The organism is Streptomyces sp. JK94, assembly GCF_053613315.1.
Window position 1 is genome coordinate 1 of the sequence record NZ_JBSICH010000050.1, and the last position, 22421, is coordinate 22421.

Here is a 22421-nt window from a genome sequence, read left to right on the forward strand (position 1 = left end):
TGTGCGTCCCCCTTCTTTGCTGTCGGCCCTTCGGTCCCCCCCCCCGGCACGTCACCGCGCGCACGCCGAGGGCGCCGGCCCCTGCCGCCCACGGCTGCTACGCGCGTGTACGGGGGACCGGCGCCCTCGGTGGAGCTGAGGCGGGTCGTCAGGCCTTCGCGTCGGCCTTGGGCCGGGTCCTGACGTTGCGGGAGGTCACGCGGTGCTTCTCCTGGGACCTGTCCAGAACCATCACCAGGCCCGCGATGACCGCGAACAGCACGATCGGGGCCAGGACGTAGAGGCCCAGCGTCTCGACGACGCTCAGGCCGGTGCCGGGGTCGTCGCCGTCGTCGCGGGTCAGCGCGAGCGCGGGGGACGACATGAGCAGCATCATCAGCGTCGTACCGGCTGCCAGGGCGCCGGCGCGCAGGGCGTTCTTCTTGTCCACGGTGCAAAGTTAGCGAACGGCCGGGAGGGGCGCGCGCCCGGGGTGCCCGTACGGGGCCGCGGGCGGGCGCTCAGCCGTCGGCGCGGTCCCTGACGACGTCGATCAGCGCGTGCAGCCGAGGGGACGCGGCCAGGTCCTCCAGGGTGACGGGGCGGCCCTCGGCGTCGGCGACGGGCAGCCGCCAGTTCGGGTACTGGTCCCAGGTCCCGGGCAGGTTCTGCGGGCGGCGGTCGCCGACGGCGTCCGGGAGCCAGATGCCGGCCATCCGGGCGGGAGTGCGCAGCAGGAAGCGGTGGACGGCCTGGATGCCGGCCTCCTCGGAGGGGACACCGGTGCCGCCGCCGGTGCCGTGCAGCAGGCCGAGCCGGGCCAGGACGTCCAGCCACTCGGCCGTGTCCGCCGCCGCCTCGGCCCGCTCCTCCTCCAGCGGACGGGTGAGCAGGCCGAGGCGGTCGCGCAGTGCGACGTGTTCGCCGGTGAGGCGGGCGGCGGTGGACGGCAGGTCGTGGGTGGTGGCGGTGGCCAGGCAGTCGGCGCGCCACTGCTCGGGGGGCAGGGGCCGGCCGTCGCCCGTCCAGTCGCGCTCGAACCACAGCACCGACGTGCCGAGCACCCCGCGCTCGCGCAGGGCCTCGCGCACGCCGGGCTCCACGGTGCCCAGGTCCTCGCCGATGACCACGGCGCCGGCCCGGGCGGCCTCCAGGACGAGGACGGCGAGCATGGCCTCCGCGTCGTAGCGGACGTACGTGCCCTCGGTCGGCGGGTGGCCCTCGGGGACCCACCAGAGCCGGAACAGGCCCATGACGTGGTCGATGCGCAGGGCCCCGGCGTAGCGCAGCAGGCCCCGCAGCAGGCCCCGGAAGGGTGCGTAGCCGGAGTCGGCCAGGCGGTCGGGGCGCCAGGGCGGCAGGCCCCAGTCCTGGCCCCGGGCGTTGAAGGCGTCGGGGGGTGCGCCCACCGACATGCCGGCGGCGAAGTGCTCCCGCTGGGCCCAGGAGTCGGCGCCGCTCGGGTGTACGCCCACGGCGAGGTCGTGGACGATCCCGACCGGCATGCCGGCCTCGCGGGCCGTGCGCTGGGCGGCGGTGAGCTGGGTGTCGGTGAGCCAGGTGAGGCGGGAGTGGAAGTCGACGCGGTCCATCAGCTCGGTGCGGGCCCGGTCGGTGTCGGCCGAACGGGGGTCGCGCAGGCCCTCGGGCCAACGCTGCCAGTCGGGTCCGTGGACCTCGGCGAGCGCGCACCAGGTGGCGTGGTCCCGCAGGGCGGTGCCCTGCTCGGCGAGGTAGTCGCGGTAGGCGGCGCGGCGGCCGGGCCCGAGGGGGACGTCGAGGAGCAGCTCCAGGGCCTCGCGCTTCAGTTCCCACACGGCGTCCCGGTCGATGAGGGCGTCCTCTTCCAGCACGGCCTCGCGCAGCCGTGCGGCCCGGTCCCGCAGGGCGCGGACGCGCTCGTGGCCGGAGACGTACGCGAACTCGGGCACGTCCTCCACCCGCAGGTGGACGGGGTCGGGGAAGCGGCGCGAGGAGGGCCGGTACGGGGAGGGGTCGGTGGGGGCGCCGGGCACGGCCGCGTGCAGCGGGTTGACCTGGACGAAGCCGGCACCGAGCGCGCGTCCGGCCCAGGCGGCCAGCTCACCGAGGTCGCCGAGGTCGCCCATGCCCCAGGAGCGGTGGGAGAGCAGGGAGTAGAGCTGGACGAGGAGTCCGTAGGAGCGTGCGGCGGGGGCGGGCAGCCGGGCGGGCGCGACGATCAGGTGGGCGCGGGCGGTCCGGCCGTCGGGCGCGGTGGCGGTCAGGAGGTGGACACCGGGGGGCAGCTCATCGGTGCCGTCCCGGGTGCCGCCCTGCTCGGTGTCGACGCGCAGGCGGGTCCCCTCAGGCAGCGCGGTCAGCGCGGCCGGCGTGCCCCCGTCGCCCCAGGCGACCACGGTGGGCGGCAGCAGGCGCTCGCGCAGCTCGGTCTCCCGGGCGGCCAGCGCGGCGCGTACGGCCTGCGGGGTGCGGGTGTCCACGCCGAGGGCGGCCAGGGCCAGGGTGACGGCGGTGGCCGAGACCGCGACGGTGCGGTCCGGGGACGGGCTGTAGGAGGTGGCGACGCCGTGCAGGGCGGCGAGCCGGGTCAGGTCCTCGGGAAGGTCCTCGGTGGGTGGCTCGGCCGGCCGGGCTGCTGTCATCTGCGACCTCTACGACCTCGTGGGTTCCGGAACGGCGAAGGAGGGGCCGCCCTGCTCCGGCACGTCCGCCGTGAGTTCGGGCGAGGACTCGCTGGTCAGGGGGACGGCGTCGGCGAACGGGGACTCGCTGGTGAGGGGCTCGGCGTCGGGGAGCGGCGGTTCGCTCGTGAGGGGGGCCTCGGCGCAGCTGCCGGTGGCGCCGAAGACGCAGTAGTGCGGGGTGTCGGAGGCGGCGGAGGGGTCCGCCCAGGGAGTGGGCGGCTCCGCCACGGGTTTGGACGGGGCCGGGAGCAGAAGCGGTGCCAGTGCAACCACGGGGTTCTCCTTCGGTCGAGCCGTGCATGCCTTGTCGGGCTCCGTGCGCATGCTTTTGGCGGGTTACGGCAGCCCTACCCAGTCTGCGCGAGGCCAGGCACCCCAATGCCCACAACGTGCTCCTGGTCACAATCCGCTCCCTCCAGCTCTTCCCGAATGCTGACAAAACACTCACCTGGCCCGTTCGGAGTTCACGCAAACCGGTCACGGGACCGAGCGTCGTTGACACGTTCACCACAGGGATGGTGGGCTCACTCGTGACACATACGTGACCCGGACGTGACCCAGGCGGACGCGGACACCGGGCGGAGACCGGGAGGGCCCGTGCCCGTGCAGCCACGGCGCAGGATGAGGGCGGCCGTCCTCGCGATCGCCGTCCTGGCCGGAACACTGGGCCCCGCGGGCGCCCTGGGAACCGCCTCCGCCGCGACGGCCGGCCCCGTGCCGGGTGCGGACCCGGCGTCCCCCGGCCGGGAGACCGGTGCCGGTGTCCAGGTCTGGCCGCGCCCGCAGTCGCTGCGGGCGGACGGCGCCCCGGTCCCGGTCACCGACGAGGTCGCGCTGATCGCCGACGAGGCGGCGGACCCGTACGCCGTCGAGGCGCTGCGCGCGCTTCTGGGCGGGGCGGGGGCGAGCCGGATCACCGCGCCGGCGGCCGGCGAGCGTCCGCCCGCGGGGGTGCTGGTGGTGCGCGTCACGACGGAGGAGGCCCGGCCCGGCTCCCGGCAGGGACTGCCGTCGGGCGGCTACCGCCTGTCCGTCGCGCCCGGCGCCGTCTCCCTCGCCGGAGCCGGCCCGGACGGGCTGTTCCACGCCGTGCAGACGCTGCGTCAGCTGGCCCGCCCGGACGAGGGGACGCTGGCGGCGGCAGTGGTCCGGGACTGGCCCGGTACGGCCGTGCGCGGCATCGCGGAGGGCTTCTACGGCACCCCGTGGACGCACCGGGAGCGGCTGGCGCAGCTGGACTTCCTCGGCCGCACCAAGCAGAACCACTACCTCTACGCCCCCGGCGACGACCTCTACCGGCAGGCCCGCTGGCGCGAGCCCTACCCGCGGGAGCAGCGGTCGCGGTTCCGGGAGCTGGCCGAGCGGGCCCGCCGCAACCACGTCACGCTCGCCTGGGCGGTCTCGCCGGGCCAGGCCATGTGCTTCTCCTCGGACGCGGACGTGCGGGCGCTGACGCGCAAGCTGGACGGGATGCGGGAGGCGGGCTTCCGCGCCTTCCAGCTCCAGTTCCAGGACGTCAGCTACAGCGAGTGGCACTGCGGGGCGGACGCGGAGCGGTTCGGCTCGGGGCCCGGGGCGGCGGCGCGGGCGCAGGCCCACGTGGCGAACGCGGTGGCCCGGCACCTGGCCGACCGCCGGCCGGACGGCTCCGCCGAGCTGACGGTGATGCCGACCGAGTACTACCAGGACGGGCCGACCGCGTACCGCAGGGCGCTGGCGGGAGCCCTGGCCCGGAGCGTGCGGGTGGCGTGGACCGGCGTGGGGGTGGTGCCCCGGACCATCACGGGCCGCGAACTGGCGCAGGCGCGCGAGGTGTTCGGACACCCGCTGGTCACCCTGGACAACTACCCGGTCAACGACTACGCGCCCGGCCGGCTCTTCCTCGGCCCCTACCAGGGCCGTGAACCGGCGGTCGGCACCGGCTCGGCGGCGCTGCTCGCCAACGCGATGCAGCAGCCGGAGGCGTCCCGCATCCCGCTGTTCACCAGTGCCGACTACGCGTGGAACCCGCGCGCCTACCGTCCCCGGGAGTCGTGGCGGGCGGCCGTCGACGACCTCGCGGGCGGCGACGACCGCCGCGAGGAGGCGCTCACGGCACTCGCCGGCAACGACGCGTCCTCGGTCCTCGGCACGAAGGAGTCCGCGTACCTGCGCCCGCTGATCGAGGCGTTCTGGGACGAGCGCCCCACGGGCCGCGACACGGCGGCGGGACGGCTGCGCGCGGAGTTCGCCGTGCTGCGCGAGCTGCCGGACCGGCTGGCCGGCACCGGACGCCCCACCGGCCTGGCCGCCGAGGTGGCCCCCTGGTCCGGGCAGCTGGCCCGCTTCGGCCGGGCGGGAACGGCCGCGCTCGACATGCTGCGCGCCCAGCGCGCGGGTGATCCGGCGGCGGCCTGGGCGGCGTACCGGGACCTCGGCGCCCTGCGCGAGCGGCTGGACTCGGCCCGGGTGACGGTGGGCGAGGGCGTGCTGGACCCCTTCCTGCGGCGGGCGCAGAAGGCGTACGAGGCGTGGGCGGGCCTGGACCACGAGCCGGCCCGGGACGCGGACGACGACCGTACGGTGCGTTTCCCGCGCGCCCGCGCCCTGGAGAAGGTGACGGTGCTGGCCGAGCCCGGCACGCGCGGGGACGTGGAGATCCGCGTCCCCGGCGGGCAGTGGCGGCGGATCGGCGCGCTGGACGCGAGCGGCGCCACGGAGCTGACCGTGCGCCGAGACGCCGGGGCCGTGCGCGTCACCGGCCGGGACGCCCCCGGCGTGCGGCACCTGGTGCCGTGGTTCGGCGACGGGCGGCGGGCGTCGCTGGACCTCACCGACGAGGAAATGGACGCGGAGATCGGCGGCACCCGGCGGCTGACGGTCCGGCTCGGCTCGCTGCGGCCGGCGGACGTCCGCGGCACGCTCACGGCGCGGGCGCCCGAGGGCGTGGAGGTCCGCGTCCCCGAGGACCCGCTGACGCTCCCGCGCGGCCAGGAGGTGGAGGTCCCGGTCGAGGTGACGGTGGCGCCGGGCACGCCCGCCCGGTCGTACGACGTCCGGCTCGCGTTCGCCGGCACCGCCCGCGCCCTCACCGTCCACGCCTTCCCGCGCACCGGCGGTCCCGACCTGGCCCGCACCGGCACGGCGCGCTCCTCGGCCGACGAGACGCCCGACTTCCCGGCGCGGGCGGCGAACGACGGCGACCGCGGGACGCGGTGGTCGTCCCCCGCCGAGGACGACGCCTGGTGGCAGGTGGAGCTGGCGCGGCCGGTGCGGCTCGGGCAGGTCGTGCTGCGCTGGCAGGACGCGTACCCGTCGGCGTACCGGATCGAGGTGTCGGCGGACGGCCGCCACTGGCGCACGGCGGCGTCGGTGCGGGACGGCCGGGGCGGCCTGGAGGCACCGCGCATGGACGAGGAGGACGTGCGGTACGTGCGCGTCCAGGGCGAGAAGCGGGCCACGCGCTACGGGTACTCGCTGTGGTCGGTGGAGGCGTACGCGGTCGAGGAGTGACCACGGGCACCGGCCGTCGGCCTGTTCGTGGACGTGATCCGGCCGGGCCGTTCACTTCGTACATGTACTCGGTGCGTGAGCCCGGCACCCGTGCCGGGGTGATCGTCGGTCTCCTGCTGCCGGTCCCGGTGCCGGCCTTCCTCGGCCGGTGCGCCCGTATCGGCGCCGTGCACCGCGACCGGCGGCCGGCCGTACTACGGCCGACCGGGGCGACCCCCTGGCAGGTACGGCGGAATCGCCGCGCTGGAGACCGGGCTCGCGTGCCGGGCGGGCTCGGCGGTGGTGAGCGTCTTCTCGGTCCTGTTCCTGCTGCGTCTGTGGAGCCGGCCGACCGCACTGGCCTGGGCGGGCGTCGCGGCGGTCGCCGTCGATGTGCCGGTGCCGGTGCCGGGCGCGGTGGCGGGGGCGCCGCGCCGGGCGGTGGCGTCGCCGCTGGGCCGGGTGCGCCGGATGCCGCCGACGACGACCGGTGCGCCGAGTGGTCCGGTGTCGCGGTGTGCGAAGGCCCGGGCCGTCAGGCGGAGATGCCGTCGATCCGGGCCATGGCGTCCTCCGCGCCGTACGGCTGCAGGTACGGCAGCCAGCGCGGGTCCCGGTGGCCGGTGCCGATGATGCGCCAGGCCAGACCGGTGGGCGGGGCGGGTTTGTGGCGCAGGCGCCAGCCGATCTCACCGAGGTGCCGGTCGGCCTTGACGTGGTTGCAGCGGCGGCAGGACGCCACCACGTTGTCCCAGGCGTGCAGCCCCCCGCGACTGCGCGGGATGACGTGGTCGACGCTGGTGGCGACGCCACCGCAGTACATGCACCGGCCTCCGTCGCGGGCGAAGAGCGCCCGGCGGGTGAGCGGGACGGGCCCCCGGTAGGGAACCCGCACGAACCGCTTGAGCCGGACCACGCTGGGTGCGGGCACGGTGACGGTCGCGCTGTGCAGAAGGGCGCCGGACTCCTCGAGGCACACGGCCTTGTTCTCCAGGACGAGGACGAGCGCGCGGCGGAGCGGTACGACGCCGAGCGGCTCGTACGACGCGTTGAGCACCAGGACATGCGGCACGGATGCCTCCTTGTACGCCGGCGGCGCGTGGCTCGCGCCGGGACGATCCGTAGTCAGTCTCCCCTCATGGCTGCCGGAAGCGCCACCATGTCCCGGTAACGGGCTGGGAGTGTTTTCGACCACACCGGGTGCGTCCCCCGGACCCTGACCAGTTCAAGCACGGATGAGCGCCGCCCCACTCGACCGTTTCGGGCCGGCCGCGCCCGGTGCCCCGTTAGTGTGGTGCACGTGCCCGTCCGGTGACCTTTCCGTGACCTCGAACCGGACCTTGGAGGACGGGCCCTCGCATCCGGAGGTACTCGTCGTGTCCCTGTCCGCCGTCCTGTCGGCCGTCGGCTCGTCGCCGTCGCCCTCGCCGTCCCCGACGGCCCCGTCGGTGCCCTCGCTCCAGGACGCCCACGAGAGCGCGACGAACGCCGCCGGCTGGGTCGAGGAGAACTGGTCGACGTGGCTCGCGATCGGCCTGCGGGTCCTGCTGATCGTGGTGATGGCGGCGGTGCTCAGAGCGGTGATCCGGCGGGCGATCACCAAGCTGATAGACCGCATGAACCGCACGGCCGGCACGATGGACGGCACCGCGCTGGGCGGGCTGCTGGTCAACGCCGAGCGGCGCCGCCAGCGCTCGCATGCCATCGGCTCGGTACTGCGTTCGGTGGCCAGCTTCGTCATCCTCGGCACCGCCGCGCTGATGGTCCTCGGCACCTTCCAGATCAACCTGGCCCCGCTGCTGGCGTCCGCCGGTGTCGCGGGCGTCGCGATCGGCTTCGGCGCCCGCAACCTGGTCACCGACTTCCTGTCCGGCGTCTTCATGATCCTGGAGGACCAGTACGGCGTCGGTGACAGCATCGACGCCGGTGTGGCCTCCGGCGAGGTCATCGAGGTCGGCCTGCGGGTGACCAAGCTGCGCGGGGACAACGGCGAGATCTGGTACGTCCGCAACGGCGAGGTCAAGCGGATCGGCAACCTCTCCCAGGGCTGGTCGACGGCCGGCGTCGACGTGACGGTCCGCTGCGACGAGGACCTGGACAGGGTGAAGGAGTCCATCGCCGCGGTCGGCGAGCGGATGAGCAAGGAGGAGCCCTGGAACGAGATGCTCTGGGGTCCCATCGACGTGCTCGGCCTGGACTCCGTGCTGCTCGACTCCATGGTGGTGCGGGTCTCCGCGAAGACCATGCCCGGCAAGTCCCTCACCGTCGAGCGCGAGCTGCGCTGGCGCATCAAGCGGGCCTTCGACGCGGCCGACATCCGGATCGTCGGCGGCCCCGAACTCCCGGCGCAGGCGCCCCAGGCGGCGGACCCGACGGCCGGCATGGCGGCCCCGTCGGCGTACGCGAGCACGGTGTCGCCGCAGTCCGTCGCGGCGTCCCCGATCACCCCGCCGAGCACCGCCAAGTAACGCCGAGCAGCGCCGCCGGCACACGTCCCGCCCCGGGGTGACGGCCGCGTCGCCTCGGGGCCGGTCTCTTGACGTCCCCTGCGGGGCGGCCTACGTTCCTCGGTCAACAGGAAACCTTCCTGACAGTCACCGGACGGCACCGCGCGGTGGACTTCCCCGTCCCCCGCCGGAAGGCCGAGCGGCCGAGCGGCCGAGAGGCAGGTGTGGACACGCATGGCGGGAACCGCCGGTACACCGGGCACCCCACGCGTCCTGCGCGCCATGAACGACCGGGCCGCCCTGGACCTCCTGCTGGAGCACGGGCCCCTGTCCCGCACCCGGATCGGCAAACTCACCGGCCTGTCCAAACCGACCGCCTCCCAGCTCCTGGCCCGTCTGGAGGCGGCGGGGCTCGTCCTGGCCGGCGGCACCACCGAGGGACGCCCGGGCCCCGGCGCCCGGCTGTACGAGGTCGACCCGGCCGCCGCGTACGCCGCCGGACTCGACGTCACCCCGGACCGCGTCCTCGCCGCGGTCGCCGACGTCACCGGGCGCACGGTCGGCCGCTACGAGCGGCCCACCACCGGCCGGCGCGCCGCCGGCCCGGTCGTCCGGCAGGTCACGGACGCCCTCGACGGCGCCGTGAAGGCGGCCGGGATCACCCGCGGTGACGTCCACCGCCTCGTCATCGGGACCCCGGGCGCCTTCGACCCGGGCAGCGGCCGGCTGCGCTACGCCTCCCACCTGCCCGGCTGGCACTCCCCCGCCCTCCTCGACGAGCTCGCCGCCGCCCTGCCGATGCCGGTCGAGTACGAGAACGACGTGAACCTCGTCGCCGTGGCGGAGCAGCGCCTCGGCGCGGCCCGGGGCCACGAGGACTTCGTCCTGCTGTGGAACCAGGAGGGCCTCGGCGCCGCCCTGGTCCTCGGTGGCCGCCTGCACCGCGGCTGGACCGGCGGCGCCGGCGAGGTCGGGTTCCTGCCGGTGCCGGGCGCCCCGCTGGTCCGCGGGGTCGGCCGGGCCGGCAGCGGCGGTTTCCAGGAGCTGGCCGGCGCGCAGGCCGTACCGGGGCTGGCCCGCGAGCTGGGCGTCGATCCGCTGCCGTCCGGCCCGTACCCGGAGTCGGCCGCCGCGCTGCTCGCCGCGGCCGCCGCCCGCCCCGGCGACGACCCGTACCGCCGCCTGCTCCGGACCTACGCCACCCGCCTCGCCACCGGTCTCGCCTCCCTCGTCTCCGTCCTCGACCCCGAGCTGGTGGTGCTCGGCGGCTCGGCCCTCACCGCCGGCGGCGAGCCGCTGCGCGCCCTGGTCCAGGGCGAGCTGGAGGAGCTGGCCGCCTCCCGGCCACGTCTCGTCCTCGGTGACGTGACCGACGATCCCGTTCTGCGCGGCGCGCTGGTCAGTGCGCTCGCGGCCACCCGCGACGAGGTCTTCGACACCTCGCGCTGAAGCACCCCGCGCCGGCGTCGGGGGCGTCCCGCCGACCGGAGCGAGGGGCTGACTGGAGTGAAGGGTTGACGCCTGTATGAAACTCACCGTGGTCGGCGGCGGTTCGACCTACACGCCCGAACTCGTGGACGGCTTCGCCCGGCTGCGGGACACCCTGCCGGTCGGGGAACTCGTCCTCGTCGACCCGGCGGCGGACCGGCTGGAGCTGGTCGGCGGCCTCGCCCGCCGCATCCTCGCCCGGCAGGGTCACGACGGCCGCGTCGTCACCACCTCCGACCTGGACGCGGCCGTGGACGGTGCCGACGCCGTCCTCCTGCAACTGCGCGTCGGCGGCCAGGCGGCCCGCGAGCAGGACGAGACCTGGCCCCTGGAGTGCGGCTGCGTCGGCCAGGAGACGACCGGGGCGGGCGGCCTGGCCAAGGCGCTGCGCACGGTGCCGGTGGTGCTGGACATCGCCGAGCGGGTCCGCCGGGCCAACCCGGACGCCTGGATCATCGACTTCACCAACCCGGTCGGCATCGTGACCCGCGCCCTGCTCCAGGCGGGGCACCGGGCGGTCGGCCTGTGCAACGTGGCGATCGGGTTCCAGCGCACGTTCGCCGCGCTGCTCGGGCTGGCACCCGCCGACGTCCACCTGGACCACGTCGGCCTCAACCACCTCACCTGGGAGACCGGCGTCCGGCTCGGCGGCCCCGCGGGCGAGGACGTCCTGCCCCGGCTGCTGGCCGAGCACGGGGACGCGGTCGCCGCCGACCTCCGCCTGCCCCGGCCCCTCCTGGACCGCCTGGGCGCCGTCCCCTCGTACTACCTGCGTTACTACTACGCGCACGACGAGGTCGTGGACGAGCTGCGCACCAAACCGTCGCGGGCCGCCGAAGTGGCGGCGATGGAGAAGCGGTTGCTGGAGATGTACGGCGACCCGGCCCTGGACGAGAAGCCCGCCCTGCTGGCGCAGCGGGGCGGCGCCTACTACTCGGAGGCGGCCGTGGACCTCGCCGCCGCCCTCCTCGGCGGTGCGGGCTCTCCGTACCAGGTGGTGAACACCCGCAACCGGGGCACGCTGCCCTTCCTCCCCGACGACGCGGTGATCGAGGTGCCGGCGGCGGTGGGCGCCGAGGGGGCCGCGCCCCTGCCGGTGCCGGCGGTGGACCCGCTCCACGCGGGACTGATGGCGCACGTGACGGCGTACGAGGACCTGACCCTGGACGCGGCCCTGCGCGGCGGCCGGGACCGGGTGTTCCGGGCGCTGCTCGCGCACCCCCTCGTCGGCCAGTACGGGTACGCCGAGCGGCTCACCGACCGGCTGATCGCACACAACCGGGAGCACCTGGCGTGGGCCTGACCGCGAGCGTCCTCGCCGTCGACGCGGGCAACAGCAAGACCGACGTGGCCGTGGTGGCCGCCGACGGGGAGGTCCTCGCCACGGCCCGCGGCGGCGCCTTCCGCCCGCCCTCCGTGGGCGTCGAGCGGGCCGTGGACGCCCTCGCGGAGGCGGTGACGCGGGCCTTCACGGCGGCCGGCGTCACCTCCGTCGCGCACGTCTCGGCGTGTCTGGCCAACGCCGACCTGCCCGTGGAGGAGGAGCTGCTGGCCGCCGCGCTCCACGCGCGCGCCTGGGGCGTGCGCGTGGACGTACGCAACGACACGTTCGCGGTCCTGCGGGCCGGTGTCGCCGAGCCGTGCGGCGTCGCGGTGGTGTGCGGGGCGGGCGTCAACTGCGTCGGCATGCGCCCCGACGGCCGCACCGCGCGCTTCCCGGCGGTCGGGCGCCTGTCCGGCGACTGGGGCGGTGGCTGGGGGCTGGCCGAGGAGGCGCTGTGGCACGCGGCGCGGGCCGAGGACGGCCGCGGGGAGCCCACCGAACTGGCCCGCGCCCTGCCGGGCCACTTCGGGCTCGGCTCGATGTACGCCCTCATCGAGGCCCTGCACCTGCGGCACGTCGAGCCCGTCCGGCGCCACGAGCTGACCCCCGTGCTGTTCGCCACGGCGGCCGGCGGCGACCCGGTCGCCCGGGGGATCGTGGACCGGCAGGCCGACGAGGTGGTGGCCATGGCCGTGGTGGCGCTGACCCGGCTGGACCTGCTGGCCGAGGAGACACCGGTCCTGCTGGGCGGCGGCGTCCTGGCGGCACGGCATCCGCGACTCGACGCACGGGTGCGGTCGCTGCTGGCGGCCCGCGCGCCGAAGGCCGTACCGCGGGTGGTGACGGCGCGGCCGGTCCTGGGCGCGGCGCTGCTGGGGCTGGACCGGGTGGGGGCGGGCCCCGGAGCCCGGGCGCGGGTGCGGGCGTACTTCGACGCCTGAGGTTCCCGCGTCCGGGCACGGCCGGGACCGGTGGCGTCCGGCCGGGGCGGGAACCGGGGGCGGTCCCGGTGCGGTCCCGGTGCGGTCCCGGCACCGTCCTGGTGCGGTCCGATGCGGTCCGATGCGGTCCGGTGCAGCCCCGGCACAGACCGGCGCAGTCCGGTGCGGTCCGACGACGTCCCGATGCGGCCTGCGCGCGGCCCCGATGCGGCCCATGTGCGGCCGGGTGTGGCCCACGTGCGGCCCGGATGCGGCCCGCACGCGGTCAAGGTGCGGCCCGCGTGCGGTGCGGGGAACCGAACCGGTGCGGGCGGCGTATTCATGGACAGGGGTGGTGCGTTGTGCACCGGCATCGGAGCGGGATCGGGTGATGGCCGGCGCGAAGGCCGGTGCGAAGGCTGCTGCGGGCAGCGATACTTGCGGCGACGGATGACCACGGGGGAGGTCGGCAGTGACTCGACCGCAGAAGGGCGGCGCGGCGCCGCCACCGGGCACCGGCGTGTCCACCCCGTCCACCCCTTCCGCCGTGCCGCCGCGGTCCTGGCCCGTGCCGCGGCAGCGGTCCGGCGGCGGCGCCCCGGCCTCGCCCCCGCCGCCGGCGCCCCGGCGCACCGCCTTCGCGGAGGGCGTGGACCGGCTGCGTGCGGCGGCCGTGACCGAGCCGGGCCGGCTGCGGATCATCGGTGCGCTGCTCGCCGCACTCGTCCTCGCCTTCGGCGCCGTCGCCGCCTGGCAGATGACCGAGCGGTCCACCGCCGCCGACGACGTGCTCCACCGCAGCCAGCCGCTGAGTTCGGCCGCGGCCGGCGTCTACCGCTCACTCGCCGAGGCCAACACCGCCGCGTCCAGCGGGTTCCTCGCCGGCGGCCAGGAGACCGAGGCGGCCCGCGAGGAGTACGAGAGCGCCGTCCGCGCCGCCGCGGAGGGACTGGTGAAGGCCGCCGCGGACTCCGAGGCCGACTCCCCCGCCGAGGCGACGATCACCGACCTCAACCGCCTCCTGCCCGAGTACAAGGGCCTGATCGAGCGCGCCCGCACCTACAACCGGCAGGGCTTCCCGGTCGGCGGCGCCTACCTGCGCTACGCCAACGAGAAGATGCAGAAGGAGATGCTCCCCGCGGCGGAGGACCTCTACACGAGCGAGAACCGGCGGCTCGGCGACGACTACGCCGACGCCAAGCCCTACCCCTGGGCCGCGATCGCCCTCGGTGTGCTGGCTCTCGCGGTCCTCGGCTGGGTCCAGCACCGCACCTACCGGCGCACCCACCGCGTCCTGAACCACGGCCTGGTCGCCGCCACGGCCGCCTCGGCGATCGTCCTGCTCTGGCTGGTCGCCGGCCACGGCGTCGCCCGGTCGAACCTGAACGACTCCCACGCGCACGCGGTGCGCTCCCTGAACGCGCTGAACGAGGCCCGCATCGCCTCCCTCAAGGCCCGGGGCAGCGAGAACCTCACCCTGGTGGCCCGCGGCGCGGAGACGAAGAAGGTCGGCGACAACACGTACGACGCCTACGACCTCGACTTCGAGAAGAACATGAAGACCCTCGGCGCGGGCCTGGCCGAGGCACGGCGGCTCGCCGACGACGAGGCGGGCGGACAGCCGGTCGACACGGCGAACGCCAACATGACGGAGTGGAGGAAGCGGCACACCGCGGCCCGTGAGCAGGACGAGAACGGCAACTACCAGCAGGCGCTGGACCTCGTGATCGGCGGCGAGGGCGCCACGGCCGAGTGCTTCGACGGCGTCGACGACTCGCTCGATGCCGCCCTCGCGCACGAGGAGGCCCAGTTCGAGCAGGCGGCGGGCGACGGCCTGGCCGCGATGCGCCCCCTGCCGGTGGCCGCCGGGGTCCTCGCCGCACTGGCCGTGGCCGGCGCGCTCCTGGGCATCGGCCGCAGACTGTCGGAGTACCGGTGAGCCGGGGCGCGGGCGCGCCGGGCCGAGGGGAGGCGAGGCCCGTGGAAGGGGGCGCGAGGATGCGTGCACAGAGGTTCCGGGCGGGCCTGAGGGGCTGGGGCGGTGTGGGGACGATGGCCTTCGCCTGCGCCCTCGCGGTGCTGTTCGCCCTGCTCCTGCCGGTGCTCCGCCCGCACGGCACGGCCGGGCACACCGGCAGCGGTGGCCACGGCGTCGCCCGGGGCGGCCAGGCGCGGGCGGCGCAGGAGTGCGCGGACCCGGAGAAGCAGACCCTGTCCCCGTCCGGCGCCGACGGCCCCACCATCGAGGAGATCCGCAACCGCCGGGGCGAGAAGCGCAAGCTGGTCGTCGGCGTCGACCAGAACAGCTACCGCTGGGGCTACCGCGATCCGAACAGCGGCGGCGACGCCGAGCTGGAGGGCTTCGACATCGACCTGGCGCACCGTATCGCGCAGGACATCCTCGGCGACCCGGACGCCGTGCAGTTCAAGGCGATCCCCACCAACCAGCGCGAGCCGGCGACAGTGAACGGCCGGGTCGACATGGTGGTCCGCACCATGACCGTCAACTGCGCCCGCCTGGAGAAGGTCGCCTTCTCCGCGCCCTACTTCCGGACCGGCCAGCAGGTGCTGGCCCCCAAGTCCTCGGCGATCACCGGCTACGACGGCACGCTCGCCGGCAAGAGGATCTGCACGGCGGCCGGTTCCACCGCGCTCAGCACGCTGGAACAGGACCAGCGGGACGGCGGACCGGCGACCGGCGCCGACCTCACCACCACCGTGCCGAACCAACTCGACTGCCTGGTACGGCTCCAGCTCGGCGAGGTCGACGCGGTGGTCACCGACGGCGCGCTCGCCGCGAGCCAGGCCGCCCAGGACCCCACGGTCCAGCTCAAGGGCGACGCCTTCACCACGGAGTACTACGGCGTGGCGATGAGGAAGGACGCCGACGATCTGGTACGCCGGGTCAACCGGATCCTTGAGGAGTGGCGCGCGGACGAGACCGGGGGCTGGCAGGACTCGTACGACGCGTGGCTGAGGCCGACGATGGGAGGCGACTCGGCGAAGTCGGAGCCACCGGCCCCGGAGTATCTGCGCACGAGCTGAACGACCGCCGCACCGCAGGCACGAACGACCGCCGCACCGCAGGCGCAAGAGCACGCACGAGTCCGCGACAGCGAAAGGTGACCGATGGGCGACACGGGACCCACCGGGCCGGTGATGGACCGGGACGAGGTGGACCGTGCGCTGGCCCGGCTGGGCGTGGAGCACGAGGCGATCGAGACCTCGCTCCTCGCCCTCCAGGACCACGCGGGCCGCAGACTCCTCGAAGGCACCGGGCTGACGGGGGTGACCGCCGAGCGCTGGAGCGCCGCGGAGGCGTCGATCACGCTGCTGTGGAACTGCTTCGACGCGTACACCGGCGCGCTGCGCACCGCCCGGGAGATCCGCTCCCGGCGCCGCTGGTCCAGCCGTGAGGACCTGGCCGAGCTGACCGAGCTGCTGCGCGGCGAGGCCGTCACGATGGCCGGCGTCGCCGCCACGGCGGGCGCGCCCGAGTGCGGCCCGAACCGCCTCAGCGAGCGGTACTCGCTGGCGGCGCTGGTGGACCGGATGAACCAGCTGTACGCCACCTCCCTCGACATGGTCGTCGCCGCCGACGCGGTGTGGTCGGCGCTGCCCGCGCGGATCGATCTGCTCGCCGCCGAACTCCAGCGCACCCGCCGGCTCGCGCACTCCGTCGGCGTCCGTCCCGGCGAGCACCCGGCCGGCGACGACCTGGAGCGGATCACCCGCACCCTGACGGGGCTGCGCGAGCGGGTGGTGTCCGACCCGCTGGCCTTCTGGACCCCCGCGGAGGGCAGTTCGGCGCCCGGCGGCGGCCGGCCGGACACCACGGTCTACGACCGGGAGGCGCGCGCCCTGGAGGACGTGCGCCGCGAGATCGACGCCGTGCTGGCCGTGCGCCAGGATGCCGAGCAGCGGATCGTCCGGCTGCGGGACGTGCTCTCCCGCGCGGACCGCACGCTCGCCGAGGCCCGCACCGCGCGCGGCGAGGTGCTGGCGAAGATCGCCGCGACGGAGGTGCCGGTCGTCAGCGGACCGCCGACCGTGCTGCAGGAGCAGCTCGCGGCGGCCGCCGAGTACCGCCGGCACGCCCAGTGGCACCGCCTGTCCCCGCTCCTGGAGTCCCTGGAGGAGAAGGCGGAGGACGAACTGCTGCGCGCCCGCGAGTCCTTGACGGCGGTCACCGCGCCGCTCGCGGTCCGCGCGGAGTTGCGCGGCCGGCTCGACGCGTACAAGGCGAAGGTGGCCCGGCTCGGCCACGCCGAGGACCCCGAGCTGGCCGAGAAGTACGAGAAGGCGCGCCGCATGCTGTGGAGCGCGCCCTGCGACCTGCGCGTCGCCGGGCAGGCCGTGCTGCGCTACCAGCACGCGGCGGCCGAACTGCTCGGCTCCGCCCCGCGCGTGCCCGGCCAGGGCGGGCCGGTGGACCGGACGGGGCCCGGTGCGTGAGCGAGGACGGGGAGGGGACGGCATGAGCGAGGCACTGCGGACGTGTCAGCGTCCCGGCTGCGGCGGGGCCTACGAGGACGTGGGCGGCGGCGGGCTGTACTGCGACACGTGCGGTCTCGCACCGGTCGTCGCCCCCGACGGCATGGTCGGCTCCACGCCGACCGGGATCACCGGTGGCGGTGGGCGCGGCTCCGCGGGCAGCGGCGGTTCACGGTCGAGCGGCCGCAGTGCGCGTACGTCCTCGCAGTCGTCGAAGTCCCGGCGGTCGGTGTCGGGACGGCTCTCCCGGTCGGTGTCGGGCCGGCCCACGGGCCGTTCGGTGTCGGTGCGCAGCTCGGGCTCCGGCGCCGGAGCCTCCAGCCGCGGGCGCCTCGGCGCCGGCCTGGTCGAGGTCCCGCCGATCCCGCGGCCCGACCCGCGCGCGATGGTCCTGGACGGCCCCGAGGTGCCCGAGCGCAAGCGGTTCTGCTCGCGCTCGGACTGCGGGGCGCCGGTCGGACGGGCGCGCGGGGACCGGCCGGGGCGCACGGAGGGCTTCTGCACCAAGTGCGGGCACCCGTACTCGTTCGTGCCCAAGCTGAGGGGCGGGGACGTCGTGCACGGCCAGTACGAGGTCGTGGGCTGCCTCGCGCACGGCGGGCTCGGCTGGATCTACCTCGCCGTCGACCGGGCGGTCTCCGACCGCTGGGTGGTCCTCAAGGGCCTGCTGGACACCGGCGACCAGGACGCGATGGCGGCGGCGATCTCCGAGCGGCGCTTCCTCGCGGAGATCGAGCACGCCAACATCGTGCGGATCTACAACTTCGTCGAGCACCTCGACCAGCGGACCGGTTCGCTGGACGGGTACATCGTCATGGAGTACGTCGGCGGCAAGTCGCTGAAGGAGATCGCCAACGGCAGGCGCACCCCGGAGGGGCGGCGCGACCCGCTGCCGGTGGAGCAGGCCTGCGCGTACGGCATCGAGGCGCTGGAGGCGCTGGGCCATCTGCACAGCCGCAACCTGCTCTACTGCGACTTCAAGGTCGACAACGCCCTCCAGACCGAGGACCAGCTCAAGCTGATCGACATGGGCGCGGTGCGCCGGATGGACGACGAGGAGTCGGCCATCTACGGCACGGTGGGCTACCAGGCGCCGGAGGTAGCCGACGCCGGCCCGTCGGTGGCGTCCGACCTGTACACCGTCGGCCGCACCCTCGCCGTGCTGACGTTCGACTTCCAGGGCTGCACGACCGTCTACGCCGACTCGATGCCGGACCCGGACACCATCGACGTCTTCCGGCGGTACGAGTCGTTCTACCGGCTGCTGGTGCGGGCCACCGACCCCGACCCGGCCCGCCGGTTCGCCTCCGCGCAGGAGATGGCCGAGCAGCTGACGGGCGTGCTGCGCGAGGTGGTCTCGCTCCAGACGGGTCGCGCCCGGCCCGCCGTGTCCTCCCTGTTCGGGCCGGAAGTCGGGGTGACGGACACGGAGTTGTTCCCCCGGCTGGACGGCGAGGTGTCGCGGCTGGGGGCGCGGCCGGTCCGTACCGGACGGCGCGGTGCGCGTACGGCGGCGCCGCGACCACCGGCCGGCGGCCCCGCGTTGCCGGGCGGCACGGGTGCCGCGGTCGGCGCGCCCGGGGGGACGGGCGCGGGGGTCGGGCTCGCCGGCGGGACGGGCGCGGGGGTCACGGCGTCCGGCGCGGGCGGCACGAGTGGCGCGCTGCCGGGTGCCGTGAGCGCGGTCGGTGGTCTCGGCGTCGACGTCGCCGGTCTGGTCGAGGCGGCCGACGCGCCGGCCGCGGCCCTCGCGCTGCCGGTGCCCCGGGTCGACGCCGGCGACCCCAACGCGGGTTTCCTGGCGGGCCTCGTGGCGTCCGCGCCGGGTGAGCTGCTGACCGCGCTGGCCGCCGCGCCGGCGCCCTCGGCCGAGACCCGGCTGCGGCAGGTCCGGGCCCGGCTGGAGACCGGCGACGCGCCCGGCGCGCTGACCGCGCTGGAGGCCTTGGAGGACGAGCGGCCCGACGACTGGCGGGTGGTCTGGTACCGGGGACTGGCCGGGCTGGTGACCGGCGACCACGAGGGCGCCGCGCCGGCCTTCGACGCGCTCTACGACGCCTTCCCGGGCGAGGTCGCGCCCAAGCTGGCGCTCGCTCTGTGCGCGGAGGTGCTGGGGCAGGTCGACAACGCCGCCGAGTACTACCGCCTGGTGTGGGCGTCCGACCCGAGCCACGTGAGCGCGGCGTTCGGGCTGGCCCGCGTCCAGCTCGCCGGCGGCGACCGGACCGGTGCCGTACGGACGCTGGAGTCGGTGCCGGAGTCGTCCGTCCACTGCACGGCGGCTCGGGTGGCGGCGGTGCGGGCGAGGCTGCGGCGACGCACCGCGCACACGGGCGACGTGACGTTCCTGGACGATCTGTTCGCCGCCGCGCGGCAGGTCGAGGCGCTGGACGTGTACGGTCTGGATCCGGCGCGGCGCGAGCAGCTGTCCGCCGAGGTCCTCGGTTGCGCGCTGGACTGGGTACTCTCCGGAGGTCAGGGTTCCGTCCCGCCCGCCGCCGGGGGACGGACGCTGCTCGGCAGCGGCCTGGACGAACGCGGGCTGCGCTTCGGCCTGGAGCGTTCGTACCGCACGCTGGCCCGGCTGGCGCGGGGCGGCGAGGAGAGGATCGACCTGGTGGAACGTGCCAATCGTTACCGCCCCCGGACGTGGGTGTAGTTGATGTCGCAGATGCCCCAGCAGGCCGCTGTGCCGAAGTGCCCGAGCTGCGAGGAACCCCTCGAGTCGGGTGACCGTTTCTGCGGTGCGTGCGGATACGACCTGTCCGCCGTGCCCGCGCGGCCCGACGAGAGCCCGACGATCGCGCTGAACGGCTCGGTGCCCGCGCCGTCGTGGGCCCCGGACGGTGCGGACTGGCCGACGGTCCGGGACTCGGACGGCCACGGCCGTCCCGCCCCGGTGCACACGGCCGCCGAGGTGCCGGGGACCGACTCGGGCGGCTCCCCGCTGCCGCCGCCCCCGCCCACGGCCCCGCCGATGCCGTCGGTCGCGCCCGACGCGCGGTCCGACCGTCCCGACCGTCCGCGGGAACCCGACGAGTACCCGCTGCAGGCACCCGACCCGAGGCTGGCCGCCGACCCGGCCGCGCCCGACCCGGCCGGTTCCGCGTCGGCCGGTTCCGTATCGGCCGGTTCCGTATCGGCCGCGGCCGAGAAGGTGTGCGTGGCCTGTCGTGCGGGCCGGGTCGACGACGACGGTTACTGCGAGAACTGCGGGCACGCCCAGCCCCGCGAACGCGACCACATGGAGCAGGCGTCCGGTCCCGTCGCCGCGGTGAGCGACCGCGGTCTGCGCCACCACCGCAACGAGGACGCGTTCTCCGTCGGCTGCACCGCGCTGCCGGACGGCGCGCCCGCGTCCGTGGCGATCGTCTGCGACGGCGTGTCCTCCGCGACCCGCCCCGACGACGCCTCGCTCGCCGCGTCCCGGGCGGCCGGCGAGTCGCTGCTCACCGCCCTGCCGCGCGGCACGCACCCGCAGCAGGCCATGCACGACGCGATCGTCGCCGCCTCGCACGCGGTCAACGCGCTGGCCGACGAGCCCGCCACCGCCCGCGAACAGGCCCCGCACCAGAACGCGCCCGCCTGCACCCTGGTCGGCGCCGTGGTGACCGCGGGCCTGCTGGTCGTCGGCTGGGTCGGCGACAGCCGCGTGTACTGGGTGCCGGCCGACCGGAGCGCCCCGCCCGCCCGCCTCACCGAGGACGACTCCTGGGCCGCCCAGATGGTCGCCGCCGGCCTCATGAACGAGGCCGAGGCGTACGCCGACGAGCGCGCCCACGCGATCACCGGCTGGCTCGGCGCCGACGCCTACGAACTGGAGCCGCACACCGCGTCCTACAAACCGGACCGCCCGGGCCTGGTCGTGGTCTGCACGGACGGCCTGTGGAACTACGCGGAGTCGGCCGAGGAGATGGCCGAGGCGGTGCCCCTCGACGCCGCCGCGCGACCGCTGCACGGCGCCCGCGTCCTGGTCGGCCACGCCCTGGACGGCGGGGGCCACGACAACGTAACAGTGGCGCTCCTGCCGTTCCCCGCCCCGTCGCAAGGGGCAGGATCGGCCTGAGGCCGTGTCGTGGCGTCGTCGTGGCGTCACGGCCGGGTGCGGGCGCCGGGTACGGGCCCGGGTCACGGGCCGGGGCCCGCACGCGGGGCGGCCTCGCGGGCCGCAGGGGGCGGTCCGCGCCGGCGGCCGAACACCCCACCACCGTGGGGCCGTAGAGGGGGATGCGAACCGGCATGGCCAATTTCTCGAAGTCGAACGTGCCGCAGTTCTCGGTGGACGTCTACCAGAACGTGTACCTGCCCGACGGCGGCCGCGAGGTCAACGCCATCGTGACGGTCACCGCGACCGGCGGCGGCACGGTCGGGAGCGCGGTCGCCGCGCCCCACCTGTACTCGCCGGGCCAGGGCCCGTCCGCGGCCGTGGCGGTCATGGTCGACTGCTCGGGCTCGATGGACTACCCGCCGGCCAAGATGCGCAACGCCCGCGACGCCACGTCCGCCGCGATCGACACCCTGCGCGACGGCGTGCACTTCACGGTGGTCGGCGGCACGCACGTCGCCGAGGAGGTCTACCCGGGCGGCGGGCGCCTGGCGGTCGCCGACGCCACCACCCGGGAGCAGGCCAAACGCGCCCTGCGCGGCCTGAGCGCGGGCGGCGGCACCGCCATCGGCACCTGGCTGCGGCTGGCCGACCGGCTCCTGGCCACCGCGGACGTCACCATCCGGCACGGCGTCCTGCTCACCGACGGCCGCAACGAGCACGAGTCCCCGGAGGACCTCAGGGCCGCGCTCGACGCCTGCGCCGGGCGCTTCACCTGCGACGCCCGGGGCGTGGGCACCGACTGGGAAGTGAAAGAAGTCACAGGGATCGCCTCCGCCCTGCTCGGCACCGCCGACATCGTCGCCGATCCGGCGGACCTCGCCGCCGACTTCACGCGGATGATGGAGACGGCCATGGGCAAGGAGGTCGCGGACGTCGCCCTGCGCCTGTGGACCCCGGTCGGCACCACCGTGCGGTTCGTCAAGCAGGTCGCCCCCGCGGTCGAGGAGCTGACCGGCCGCCGTACCGGGGCGGGGCCGCGCGCCGGGGACTACCCCATCGGTTCCTGGGGCGACGAGTCCCGCGACTACCACGTGTGCGTGGAGGTCCCGGCGGCCGGACTCGGGCAGGAGATGCTGGCCGCCCGGGTCTCCCTGGTCGTCCCGGAGCCCGGGGGCGGCGTCCGGAACCTCGGTGCGCAGGGCCTCGTACGGGCCGTGTGGACGGACGACATGGCCGCCTTCACGTCGATCAACCCGCAGGTGGCCCACTACACCGGGCAGGCCGAACTGGCCCAGGTCATCCAGCAGGGTCTCGACCTCCGCAAAGCGGGAGACTTCGGCGGAGCAACGGCCAGACTGGGCCGGGCCGTTCAGCTCGCCGGCGCCTCCGGAAACGCGGATACCGCGAAACTGCTTGCGAAGGTGGTGGACGTGGTCGACGCGGCTGCAGGTACTGTGCGACTGAAAGCGAAGGTCGAGGAGGCCGACGAGATGACTCTCGAGACCCGGTCCACCAAGACCGTTCGCGTGAAGAAGCAGTGACGTGACGACGCGACCCGGTCGCGTCAGGACAACACAGCGACAA

Annotated in this window: 15 protein-coding genes; 11 read left to right on the forward strand and 4 right to left on the reverse strand. The window is 75.5% G+C overall.

Annotated elements, in window-relative coordinates:
• Nucleotides 1-148: 148 nt before the first annotated feature.
• From ACVV2G_RS31535 to ACVV2G_RS31545, 3 genes are all read right to left on the reverse strand, one after another.
• The gene (locus ACVV2G_RS31535) at nucleotides 149-430 is read right to left on the reverse strand and encodes a hypothetical protein (protein ID WP_453846213.1); all 282 of its coding nucleotides are present in this window, start codon (nucleotides 428-430) and stop codon (nucleotides 149-151) included.
• A 70-nt stretch (nucleotides 431-500) separates the two neighbouring features.
• The gene (gene malQ, locus ACVV2G_RS31540; RefSeq protein WP_453846214.1) at nucleotides 501-2603 is read right to left on the reverse strand and encodes a 4-alpha-glucanotransferase; all 2103 of its coding nucleotides are present in this window, start codon (nucleotides 2601-2603) and stop codon (nucleotides 501-503) included.
• 9 nt (nucleotides 2604-2612) lie between these two features.
• Entirely contained in the window at nucleotides 2613-2918 is a 306-nt protein-coding gene (locus ACVV2G_RS31545; protein ID WP_453846215.1) for a hypothetical protein, read from the reverse strand.
• Nucleotides 2919-3266: 348 nt separating this feature from the next.
• Between ACVV2G_RS31545 and ACVV2G_RS31550 the strand changes: the two genes are divergently transcribed.
• Nucleotides 3267-6137: a beta-N-acetylglucosaminidase domain-containing protein gene (locus tag ACVV2G_RS31550; RefSeq protein ID WP_453846236.1), complete on the forward strand. Its 2871-nt coding sequence runs from the start codon at nucleotides 3267-3269 to the stop codon at nucleotides 6135-6137.
• Between the two features lie 514 nt (nucleotides 6138-6651).
• On the opposite strand, the gene ACVV2G_RS31555 is transcribed toward ACVV2G_RS31550, so the two are convergent.
• A complete protein-coding gene (locus ACVV2G_RS31555) occupies nucleotides 6652-7188 on the reverse strand; it encodes an HNH endonuclease (RefSeq protein WP_453846216.1) in 537 nt (178 codons plus the stop codon).
• A gap of 304 nt (nucleotides 7189-7492) precedes the next feature.
• Here ACVV2G_RS31555 and ACVV2G_RS31560 point away from each other — a divergent pair, with 304 nt between their 5' ends.
• The 10 genes from ACVV2G_RS31560 (at nucleotide 7493) to ACVV2G_RS31605 (ending at nucleotide 22378) form a co-directional block, all read left to right on the forward strand.
• Entirely contained in the window at nucleotides 7493-8584 is a 1092-nt protein-coding gene (locus tag ACVV2G_RS31560; RefSeq protein WP_453846237.1) for a mechanosensitive ion channel family protein, read from the forward strand.
• Between the two features lie 213 nt (nucleotides 8585-8797).
• Nucleotides 8798-10012, forward strand: coding sequence for an ROK family transcriptional regulator (locus ACVV2G_RS31565; RefSeq protein WP_453846217.1), 1215 nt, complete (start codon nucleotides 8798-8800; stop codon nucleotides 10010-10012).
• A gap of 76 nt (nucleotides 10013-10088) precedes the next feature.
• The gene (locus ACVV2G_RS31570) at nucleotides 10089-11354 is read left to right on the forward strand and encodes a 6-phospho-beta-glucosidase (protein ID WP_453846218.1); all 1266 of its coding nucleotides are present in this window, start codon (nucleotides 10089-10091) and stop codon (nucleotides 11352-11354) included.
• The gene (locus tag ACVV2G_RS31575; RefSeq protein WP_453846219.1) at nucleotides 11345-12316 is read left to right on the forward strand and encodes an N-acetylglucosamine kinase; all 972 of its coding nucleotides are present in this window, start codon (nucleotides 11345-11347) and stop codon (nucleotides 12314-12316) included. Before ACVV2G_RS31570 ends, ACVV2G_RS31575 begins: the two co-directional genes overlap by 10 nt.
• Before the next feature lie 451 nt (nucleotides 12317-12767).
• Nucleotides 12768-14234, forward strand: coding sequence for a hypothetical protein (locus ACVV2G_RS31580; protein ID WP_453846220.1), 1467 nt, complete (start codon nucleotides 12768-12770; stop codon nucleotides 14232-14234).
• A 59-nt stretch (nucleotides 14235-14293) separates the two neighbouring features.
• The gene (locus tag ACVV2G_RS31585; protein ID WP_453846221.1) at nucleotides 14294-15340 is read left to right on the forward strand and encodes a glutamate ABC transporter substrate-binding protein; all 1047 of its coding nucleotides are present in this window, start codon (nucleotides 14294-14296) and stop codon (nucleotides 15338-15340) included.
• 84 nt (nucleotides 15341-15424) lie between these two features.
• Nucleotides 15425-16750 (forward strand): coiled-coil domain-containing protein, encoded by a 1326-nt coding sequence (locus ACVV2G_RS31590; protein ID WP_453846222.1) that lies wholly within the window; start codon nucleotides 15425-15427, stop codon nucleotides 16748-16750.
• Nucleotides 16751-16772: 22 nt separating this feature from the next.
• The gene (locus tag ACVV2G_RS31595) at nucleotides 16773-19448 is read left to right on the forward strand and encodes a tetratricopeptide repeat protein (protein ID WP_453846223.1); all 2676 of its coding nucleotides are present in this window, start codon (nucleotides 16773-16775) and stop codon (nucleotides 19446-19448) included.
• A 3-nt stretch (nucleotides 19449-19451) separates the two neighbouring features.
• Nucleotides 19452-20855: a PP2C family protein-serine/threonine phosphatase gene (locus tag ACVV2G_RS31600; protein ID WP_453846224.1), complete on the forward strand. Its 1404-nt coding sequence runs from the start codon at nucleotides 19452-19454 to the stop codon at nucleotides 20853-20855.
• Between the two features lie 173 nt (nucleotides 20856-21028).
• Nucleotides 21029-22378, forward strand: a complete 1350-nt coding sequence (locus ACVV2G_RS31605) for a vWA domain-containing protein (RefSeq protein WP_453846238.1) — start codon at nucleotides 21029-21031, stop codon at nucleotides 22376-22378.
• Nucleotides 22379-22421 lie beyond the last annotated feature (43 nt).